10 protein-coding genes are annotated in these 9,734 nt (G+C 37.7%); 3 read left to right on the top strand and 7 right to left on the bottom strand.

Annotated features, from left to right (window positions below; all coding sequences use genetic code 11):
* Together B2V92_RS06735 and B2V92_RS06730 are read right to left on the bottom strand one after the other, a co-directional pair.
* Positions 1 to 184 (bottom strand): TrmH family RNA methyltransferase (locus tag B2V92_RS06735; protein ID WP_293306071.1); only part of this gene is annotated, 184 nt, incomplete at its 3' end.
* 44 nt (positions 185 to 228) lie between these two features.
* Complete coding sequence (locus tag B2V92_RS06730) at positions 229 to 1,380, bottom strand: galactokinase (RefSeq protein WP_293306069.1); 1,152 nt, start codon at positions 1,378 to 1,380, stop codon at positions 229 to 231.
* A 76-nt stretch (positions 1,381 to 1,456) separates the two neighbouring features.
* Here B2V92_RS06730 and B2V92_RS06725 point away from each other — a divergent pair, with 76 nt between their 5' ends.
* Complete coding sequence (locus tag B2V92_RS06725) at positions 1,457 to 2,506, top strand: aldose epimerase family protein (RefSeq protein WP_293306067.1); 1,050 nt, start codon at positions 1,457 to 1,459, stop codon at positions 2,504 to 2,506.
* Between the two features lie 3 nt (positions 2,507 to 2,509).
* On the top strand, positions 2,510 to 2,905 hold the full coding sequence (locus tag B2V92_RS06720; RefSeq protein ID WP_293306065.1) for a DUF1398 domain-containing protein: 396 nt from the start codon (positions 2,510 to 2,512) through the stop codon (positions 2,903 to 2,905).
* Positions 2,906 to 3,002: 97 nt separating this feature from the next.
* Here B2V92_RS06720 and B2V92_RS06715 read toward each other — a convergent pair whose 3' ends face one another.
* The 5 genes from B2V92_RS06715 to ribD form a co-directional block, all read right to left on the bottom strand.
* Complete coding sequence (locus tag B2V92_RS06715; protein ID WP_293306063.1) at positions 3,003 to 4,970, bottom strand: tetratricopeptide repeat-containing sensor histidine kinase; 1,968 nt, start codon at positions 4,968 to 4,970, stop codon at positions 3,003 to 3,005.
* Positions 4,971 to 5,026: 56 nt separating this feature from the next.
* Positions 5,027 to 5,887: a nucleoside phosphorylase gene (locus B2V92_RS06710; RefSeq protein ID WP_293306061.1), complete on the bottom strand. Its 861-nt coding sequence runs from the start codon at positions 5,885 to 5,887 to the stop codon at positions 5,027 to 5,029.
* 196 nt (positions 5,888 to 6,083) lie between these two features.
* The gene (locus B2V92_RS06705) at positions 6,084 to 6,698 is read right to left on the bottom strand and encodes an IMPACT family protein (RefSeq protein WP_293306059.1); all 615 of its coding nucleotides are present in this window, start codon (positions 6,696 to 6,698) and stop codon (positions 6,084 to 6,086) included.
* A complete protein-coding gene (locus tag B2V92_RS06700; protein ID WP_293306057.1) occupies positions 6,685 to 7,551 on the bottom strand; it encodes a DMT family transporter in 867 nt (288 codons plus the stop codon). Before B2V92_RS06700 ends, B2V92_RS06705 begins: the two co-directional genes overlap by 14 nt.
* The gene (gene ribD, locus B2V92_RS06695; protein ID WP_293306055.1) at positions 7,548 to 8,603 is read right to left on the bottom strand and encodes a bifunctional diaminohydroxyphosphoribosylaminopyrimidine deaminase/5-amino-6-(5-phosphoribosylamino)uracil reductase RibD; all 1,056 of its coding nucleotides are present in this window, start codon (positions 8,601 to 8,603) and stop codon (positions 7,548 to 7,550) included. Before ribD ends, B2V92_RS06700 begins: the two co-directional genes overlap by 4 nt.
* Before the next feature lie 81 nt (positions 8,604 to 8,684).
* Between ribD and prmC the strand changes: the two genes are divergently transcribed.
* Positions 8,685 to 9,536: a peptide chain release factor N(5)-glutamine methyltransferase gene (prmC, locus tag B2V92_RS06690; protein WP_293306053.1), complete on the top strand. Its 852-nt coding sequence runs from the start codon at positions 8,685 to 8,687 to the stop codon at positions 9,534 to 9,536.
* The last annotated feature ends 198 nt before the right edge of the window (positions 9,537 to 9,734 follow it).

Here is a 9,734-nt window from a genome sequence, read left to right as displayed (position 1 = left end):
GTTGAGCGGTAATACCACAAAGGATTACTTTCTCCAAAGCAAAGCCATCTGCGGTACGGAATATCGAACCCACATTGTGCATGCTGCGCACATTATCCAAAACCACTACAACAGGCAGTTTTTCCTGTGCTTTAAACGCCTCAATATCCGGACGGTTTAACTCGTCTAATTTTAATTTTCTCATTTTTTTAAAGTGATTACACCGATGAAGGGATTACACTGATTTGTTTATAACTTAATTGGGCCATTACCAATTTCGCTGATGTAAATTGCGGCAGGGTAACCTATCTTATCTACGTAATAATCTGTTAAGTATTTTGCAAAGTCTTCTTCATAACCTTTTTCAAGTAATGCAATCGCGCAGCCCCCAAAGCCTGCACCCGTCATACGGGCGCCGATTACATGCTCATAAGCTGTACAGAAATCAACCACGGCATCAAGTTCCTTTCCGCTTACTTCGTATAAGTTTCTTAACGATTCGTGCGAAGCATACATTAAACGTCCAAATTCTTGCAGATTGCCGTTGTTTAAAGCTTTTGCGGCCAAGTGTACACGGTCGTTTTCTTTAACCACATGTGTTGCGCGGTTTAAAATCACTTCATCTGTAATTAAATGACTATGCAAGGCAAATTTCTCGGCATTTAGCTCGCAAAGGTAATGAAGGGTGATCTCTTCATTTAACTGTTTAAGCGCCGTCTGGCACTCGGCTACGCGTTCGTTGTATTTCGAATCAGCCAATTCGCGTGGTTTATTGGTATTGATAATGGCCAGAACATAATTGCCCAGATCAACATCTACCATTTTATATTTTAAAGTTTCACAGTCTAGTACAATTGCCTTGTTTTTTTCACCAAAAGCAACTGCAAACTGATCCATAATGCCCGAATTAAGGCCGATGAAATCATTTTCAACACGTTTTGCAATTTTTACCAGTTCTAATTTGTCGTAACCCAGGTTAAAATAGCTGTTTAGGGCGTAAGCAGTTGCAATTTCAATCGATGCAGAAGAAGAAAGTCCAGATCCGATCGGGATATTCCCATAAAAAAGAAAATCCAGCCCGGCAATTTCCTTTCCATCGCTGATAAATTCGTTTATTACGCCTATTGGATAATTGGTCCAAAGCCCACCATCTTTTTGGTTTATGGTATTACTTTCTACTGCTGTTTCTATTTCAAAATTTAAGCTTTTAAACCTGAATTTATTGTCGTTATTAGGGGCAATGGCTACCCAGGTGCCAAGGGTAATGGCGCAGGGCATCACTAAGCCTCCGTTATAATCGATATGTTCGCCGATGAGGTTAACACGGCCGGGGGTGAAATAAACAGCGTCCGCATTTTTATGATAATGGGCAGCAAATTTTTCCTCGAGGTTAATGTCCATTTGGCTAAAATATATTTATTAAAATCATTAATAATGGTATGTTTGTTTAGGAAACAAAAGCCCTAAGTTACAATTTATGAGCGTTCAGCAAATACCTACCGGAAAAATTATTGATGGCGAAGAAGTTATCGCAATCGAACTAACCAATAGTAAAGGCACTTATGTTAAAATATTTAATTATGGTGCAATCATCAACAAATTTATTGTCGAAAATGCCAAAGGCGAAAAGCAGGATATCGTGCTTGGTTTCGATACTTTTGAAGAATACCTTGATCCGGCTTACCTAAGCGGTTATCCTTATTTAGGTGCAGTGGTTGGCCGTTATGCCAACCGGATTAAAAATGGAAATTTCACCATCGATGGAGAAAACTATCAACTGGCGCAAAATGCAGGAACGGATACTTTGCATGGTGGTATAGAGGGGTTTGATAAAAAAGTTTGGGATATTGTTGAGATTAGTGAAGGACCACAGTCATCAGTTACCTTACAATATGAAAGTGTTGATGGCGAAGAGAATTTTCCAGGTAACCTGATCATCGATCTTACTTTCGAACTGACCGAAAACGACGAGTTGATTTTGAGTTATGAAGCAGAAACCGATCAGGCTACGGCCATTAATTTAACGCATCATGGTTATTTTAACCTGGCACCAAACGGCGGTAATATTAAAGACCACAAACAACAGATTTTTGCCTCAAATTACCTGGAGCAGGATGATAATTATTCGGTAACGGGTAAATTGATCCCGGTTGAGGGAACAGCGCTTGATTTTACAAAATTAAAGCCAATTGGGCAGGATTGGGATGCAGAGGAAGGATACGATCAAACCTTTGTTCTGGATAAAATTTACGGCGATTTATCGTTGGCCACTAAAACAATTGAGGAGGAAAGCGGTTTAGTTTTAAGCGTATATACAACAGAACCTGTAGCACACTTATACACTTCGAAATATTTAGAGGTGAAAAATGGTAAGGGTGGAAAAGATTATGGGAATTTCGGTGCTTTTTGTGTAGAAACACAACACCATCCAAATGCAATTAACATCCCTTCATTTCCAAGTACAGTGTTAAAACCAGAAGATTTGTATACGCAGACAACCATTTATAAAGTTTCATTAAACAGATAAATTATGTTTACGATCGAAAATATCAGGGCGGCAGAATCAAAGATTAAAACAGGTGCAGATTTTCCCCGTTTTATTAAAGAAATCAAAGAATTGGGTGTTAAACGGAATGATGTTTACGTAAACAATGGTTTATCCATTTATTTTGATGATGATGACAATGTTCAACAGGCGAGTCCTGAGGAGTATCCAAGTTTAATTATCAATGAAGAGTCTTCTGCAGGAAAACTGGAGCATGCTTTAAAGGTGCATCAGCATGGTGAAACCGATTATTTTACCTTCTGCAAGCAGGCAGCAGATGCCGGTGTAGAAAAATGGGTAATCGATCTGGAAGAAATGACCTGCACCTATTTGGATACCGAAGGTAACGAATTGGTAAAAGAGACCATACCAACTGTCTAAAATATTGAGGCCCGAATTTCGGGCCTTTTTTTGCACCTGATGAAGCTATATGAGATAAATTTGCATCATGGGTTTTTAGCGCACATTTAAATAGTGGTTATTGATCAGGCACAGCTTGCTTAAAACCTAAAATAAACTCAGTACCGACATTTTCTTCTGTTTTCAACTGGATTTTTATATCATTCAATTTAGCGAAATCGTTAACCAGACTTAATCCGATACCGGTACCTGATTCGCCGGAGGTACCCATTGATGATACTTCATTACCAAAAACGGCAAATATCTTTGAGGCTTTTGCTTTATCCATACCAATACCGTTGTCTTTTATATGAAGAAGAATCTGGCCTATAGAAAGGTCTTCGGTATAAAATACCTCTATTGTACCTCTTGGTTTGGTAAATTTAATGGCATTGGTAATCAGGTTTCTTAAAATAACCATTACCTGTTTATCATCCACCACTACAAGATCATTTATTGAATTATGGTGATGATTGAGGTTGATTTGCTTTAAGGAAATGGTACTAACCAACTCTTTAATTACAAGATCTGTAATCTGGTTAAGTTGATAAGGTTTTTTGTCCGCCTCGGTCGAATTGTTATTTTTGGTCCAGGCCAACAGATCATTTAACATCACCAGGCAGTTCAATATTTTTTCCTGAAAATCATCGATAAAAAGGTTAAGCTCTTCAAGACTTAAATCCCCGTCTTTAAAAAACTTTGTAGCATGCAAGGTGCTTGCAAAAGGCGAGCGGAGGTCGTGTCCGATTACAGATAACAATTTGTTCTTATAATCATCATTGTTCTTAAGCTCTGTATTCTGTTTCCTGATCAGGTCCCTTTGCTGTAAGATTTCAATATTAGTATCGGCAAGTAACCTATTTAACCTGCTTTTTTGTTTTGATTTTCGATAAACTATCGCCAATAAAACAGAAACCAATGCCAAAAAGAAAATTGTTATGATGAATAATAACCGGTTTAACTGTATATTTTTTTCCTGAGCGGCAATTTCTTTGGTGAGATATTGGTTTTCGAGGTTTTTTTGGATGATCAAAAGATCATTCACCCTTTTTTTTGCTTCTTCATCGGATGTTACAGCGGCGTAGCGCGTCCTTTCTAACAAAACATGATAAGCTTTTTTAAAATTGCCAATTGATTGATAAGATTTGGCAAGCAGTGATAGAGATTTGTCGATATAAATATCGTTGTGGTTTCTTTTTGCAATAATATAGCCCAGTTCTGCTGAATTTATTGCTTTATCATATTTTTTTAAAGCACTTTCGGCCTGTGCCATACTGGTATAAGCTATGCCCAATTCCCAATCGGAAATTTCTTTTTTATTCGATAATACTATCTGGACGTCCTTAATACCATTCTTATAATCGCCATTAAGGATATATAGTTCACCTAATCTATTATAACATGTATAGATATAAGTAAGGTTATCTATTTTTTTTGATATTGTTTGGGCAATCTGGTAATGTTTAATCGCGTCTTGTATATAACTTGTTTTATATTTACTATAAAGCAGCGAATTGCAAAAACCCAGATTAAAATGATTTAGCATTTGCATATTTAAATCTTTTGCTCTGGTAGAAATATCTAAAGAACGATAAAAGTGCTTTAATGCAATAGCATAGTTTTTTTGTTGAACATAAGCAAGGCCTATATTGTTTAAACATGTGGCAATCAGTATCGGGTCTGATGTTTTTATTGCAATTCTATAAGCTAGGTTTAATTCCTTGAAGGCTTGAACATAATTATATTTATAATAATAATTTCCCGAAAAGTTAAGTCTGGCTCTGGCTTGCCCGATCAGATAATTTTCCCTTATCGAAAGTTTATATGCTTTTTCTGCATAAGCCCAATTGCTGTCTGGGTTTTCTCTATAGTATAGATAGGAAATTCTGTTCAGTGTATCTATATAAGCTTTGGTTTGATGCAGTTTGTAATGTGCCAAAGCTGTGGCTTTCATTTTTTCGAGCTTTTTGCCCAATAAATTCCCCTGGGCAAAAGCTGCTATATAAAGGCAATTTAATAGTATAGAAATAGATAACGAACGCCTCATGTTAACTTAACCTGTATTAAAAGCCTAAATGTACTTAAAAGCTTGGTTTGCAGCAATTAAATCCTTTCGAGTACCGTTTTAATAGCCTGCTCTACTATTTTATTGGGGTTGCTGCTGAATTCGAATTTAACGCGACTGGCTAGAATAGCATTAACTGAAAGTGCCTTATGGCCCAAAACTTTGGCCAAAGCGTAAATTCCTGCAGTTTCCATTTCCAGATTGGTAATGCGGTGCTGGTTGCTCCTAAAACTATTGATCAAACCTATAAAATCCGGAACTGCGTTTTTTGCCCTAACTATTCTACCTTGGGGAGCATAAAAGCCAGGAGCGGTAATGGTAATGCCATGGTGCATATCCTTCCCAATAGTGTTCAAGAGTGTTTCGTCTGCCGCGGTTAAATAAGGATGGATGTTTTTCAGGTGTCCGAAATGTGCTTTTACATCATCCATTAAAAGCTGTTCGTCGCCTGATAGTTGCTGTAGGTAATAATTCATCAATGCATCCATACCCAGGCCGTGTGTAGAAGCCAAAATCGTTCCCATTGGGATATCAGGCTGCACAGCTCCAGAAGTGCCTACGCGGATAATATTTAAAGCGGTTAGTTCTTTTTTTACCTCGCGCGTTTCAAAATCGATGTTTACCAGCGCATCCAGCTCATTAAAAACGATATCGATATTATCTGTTCCGATACCTGTTGATAGTACAGTAATCCGTTTCTTTCCTACAAAACCGGTATGGGTAATAAATTCGCGCTTACCTTTTTTCAACTCTACTTTATCGAAATATTTGCTCACCTCGCCCACACGGTCCGGATCGCCTACGGTTATTACGGTTTCGGCAACATCTTCGGGTAAAAGATTTAAGTGGTATATACTGCCATCTGGATTGATGATCAGGTCGCTTTCCGATATTTTCATATTTGGTTCGTTTTGCACACAGATTTATTGATATAAAACAATTCCATCTGTGTTGATCCTTTTTATCTGTGGTTACTAATAATGCCCCAGCTTTTTTTGTCCCGCAGATTTCGCTGATCGCCGCGGATTTTATTTTTTTATTCATCCACATGGTATTTTACATATGGATGTTGATTTAACCGGTGTTGGTGTTTTGTTAAACTGTGTTCAGGTATTTTAATTTAACACCTTCGATTTTATCAAATTTACTTAAAACCTGATTGAGTTGCGCTTTTCTGACTTCAAATTTTAAGATGCAACTGGTATCAAATTGCTGGGCAAGTATCTGCAAATTCTCCTCTTTGCTCAATTTCATTACATCGTTCATCTGCAGGTAATCGAAATAAGCTTCGTATACATCGTTAACGGTTTTGCTTACTATCGTTGAAGCTTTAATGGCTTCTATACTTGCATTTTTATAGGCATTGATTAAACCAGGAACGCCAAGTAAAGTACCGCCAAAATACCGTACCACAACCATTAAAATATTGGTAATATCTTCTGATAACAAACAGTTCAGGATTGGTCTGCCGGCAGTACCTGAAGGTTCGCCATCATCATTTACCCTAAAAACAGCACGGTTGGGGGTTAAGCGGTAAGCATAACAAAAATGATTGGCTTTAGGGTTTTCCGTACGCAGTTTCGCAATAATCGGTTTCACTTCTTCCTCACTGCGGATGGGATAGGCATAAGCTAAAAATTTGCTGCCTTTATCACGAAATATACCTTCTGAGGCATTTTCGATGGTTTTATATGAATCATCGAACAGCATTTTGCGACAATGTGATGAAAATAACGGCTATTATAGCCAAAACTATCCCTGCATAATTAAGTTTGCTCAATTTTTCTTTAAAAGCAATTATGCCGATCAGGGTGCCTACAATAATCACCCCTAAATTCATTGCTGCAAATACCGTAGATGGATTTTCTGCCAATGCCTTATGCGCTTTCATGTAAAATAGAATATTCCCGAAGTTAAAGAAGCCCAAAATAAGGCCACAAACTACATTCACCAGCTGCAGCTTTATTCGGCGCGAAATTACCATAACCATAACTATAATTAACGAAACCACAAACGAAAGGCAAAAAACCGTAAAAAGCGAGGTGGTATAAGGCAGTTCTTTGTAAAGGGCAATCTGTTTAAAAAGTATGTCGATTACACCAAAACCAACAAAAACCATTATAGGGTATAATAGGTTTCCTTTTTCACCTTTTTTATCGGATTTGCGCAGAAAAGTTAAAACAATTGCGGCAAAACCTATAAATAGCCCCGTGATTTTAAAATTATTAAAATCTTCTTTAAAAATAAAATAAGCGGCCAATATGGGGATGAACAGCGATAAGCGTTGGGCAATATCGGTTTTAACTATACCGAGGCTTTTAACCGATGCGGCAAGGAACAAAAAAATTGTAGGTAATAGTACCGCCAGCGTAATATAAATCGGCCATGGTGCAGCATGGGTAACCAATTTTATATCTGGTTTAAAGAAAAAGAAACACAAGGTTAATGCGGCCAGGTAATTAACCGTAACCGCTTGTATAATGCTGATCTGGTACCTTTTTGCGAGTTTTAATAAGATAGCAACCGTAACACTACAGCATATGCTTAAGATGATGTAAATCATTTATTTATGTCGTTTATATAGATAGAGAGTTTATCGCTTCCAACCGGGATCTGTTCTTTTAAGCTACCTTTTATCGTAGGTGAAGGAATGCCATCGGTCCAGCTGTTTGCAGAGGTGAAGATACGTGCTTCATCCCAAAGATCCGTAGATAAAAACTGATTTAAGATATTTGCACCACCTTCAATAATCACCGATTGTATATCCATTAAGTAAAGTTGGAAAGCAATCTTTTGTGCCAGGTAAAAATGCATATCCTCCATCTGGATGTAGTGGATATTATCTTCAACATCGGTTTTAATTTCGTTAAAGATGATGGTTTTTGCCTCGTTATTATAAATATGATTGGATTTTGGCACCTGCAGGTTTTTATCAACCACCAAACGGATTGGGTTTTTACCGGGCCATTCTCTTGCGGTTAACTGCGGATTATCTACAATAGCAGTTTGTTTGCCGATCAATATGGCATCTTCTTCCGAGCGCCACTGATGGGCCAGGCGTTTTGCCAAAGCGCCACTTATCCATTTCTGGTGACCATCCGCTGTTGCAAAGTACCCATTGGCGGTTTCTGCCCATTTTAAGATGATATGTGGTCTTTGCTTTTGTATTCTGGTGAAAAATCTCCTGTTAAAATCGCGGCATTCATCATCCAAAATACCACTTACCACTTCGATACCGGCATTTTTGAGCTTTTCTATACCTTTGCCATCAACTCCCGAAAAAGGATCCCTATTACCGATCACCACTTTTTTGAGCTGGTGTTTTACAAAAAGATCCGCACAGGGAGGGGTTTTTCCAAAATGTGCGCAGGGCTCTAAGCTAACATAAGCCGTAGCCTGTTTGAGCAGGTTTTCGGCTTCATCTCCGTATTGATCAATTACTGCTTTTACAGCGTTTGGTTCTGCATGGGCTTTTCCATATTCCTGGTGGTAACCTTCGCCTATAATTTTATCGTTCAGTACAATTACGCATCCAACCATTGGGTTCGGACTTACGTTGCCTATGCCTAAAGCGGCCAGTTCTAAACAGCGTTTTATGTAAAATTCGTCGCTCATTAGCGCAAAAGTAGTAAAAAAAGAGTCATGGCCTTATCAAAACAGGATTGTTATCATCTCAATTAAGTAATTTTGTATCACATGAACATAGGGGCGCTCGAAGAGCATTACAAATCAGAATTAGTACCGTTATACGACAGGGAAGAAGCTAAGTCGCTATTTAGTTTAGCTGCAGAACAGGTGCTGTTGTTATCTCCGGGTAAACTGATGATGCAGAAAGATACTGAAATCAGTTTCATTAACGAGCAAAAGCTTTTGAGCATCCTAAACGATTTGCAGATCGGTAAACCCATTCAGCATATTTTGGAAGAGGCTCATTTTTACGGTCTGGTTTTTAAAGTTAACGAACATGTACTTATTCCACGGCCCGAAACTGAAGAACTGGTAGAATGGATCATTTCCGTTTGCAGTTCGCAGTTTACGGTTAACGAAGCTAAGATCCTGGATATTGGAACAGGATCGGGTTGTATTCCGATTACCCTTAAAAAACATTTGCCGAATGCTGAAGTATCCACCTTGGATGTTTCTGGTGAGGCTATTGCAGTGGCCAAACATAATGCGCAACAAATAGGTGTTGAAGTTGACTTTTTAGAGGCTGATATTTTAACTTTTCAATCTAAAGATAAATTTGATATAATCGTGAGTAACCCGCCATATATCAGGTATTTAGAGAAATTAGAAATGCATACTAATGTGTTGCTGCACGAGCCTCATCTTGCTTTATTTGTTAGCGATGAAAATCCATTGCTATTTTACAAGGCTATAGCCGATTTTGCTAAAACCAATTTAAAACCCAAGGGACAACTTTTCTTCGAAATTAATGAATATTTAGATAAAGAAACAATTGAAATGTTGGATGATAAAGGGTTTATAAATATTGATTTAAGAAAAGATATGCAAGGAAAAGATAGGATGGTGAGGGCAGAGATTTGAGGGATAGATGTAAGACGGAAGATGTAAAATGGATGATGAGGAACAAAATAACCAAAATTCAATTTACAATGATCAATGGCAGCCGCTTTAAGAACTTCTGATAAACTATATCCTTTTTAATGTTCTTAAATTAATGGTCAAAAGAAACTTACTTTGACAATCTTTTGGCATTATGCCTATAAGATTGTCAAAGTTTAG

The sequence above is a fragment of the Pedobacter sp. UBA5917 genome, from assembly GCF_002432345.1.
Taxonomy (GTDB): Bacteria; Bacteroidota; Bacteroidia; order Sphingobacteriales; family Sphingobacteriaceae; genus Pedobacter.
The sequence above is the reverse complement of the archived record's forward strand: the minus strand, read 5'-3'. Positions and strand labels throughout refer to the sequence as shown.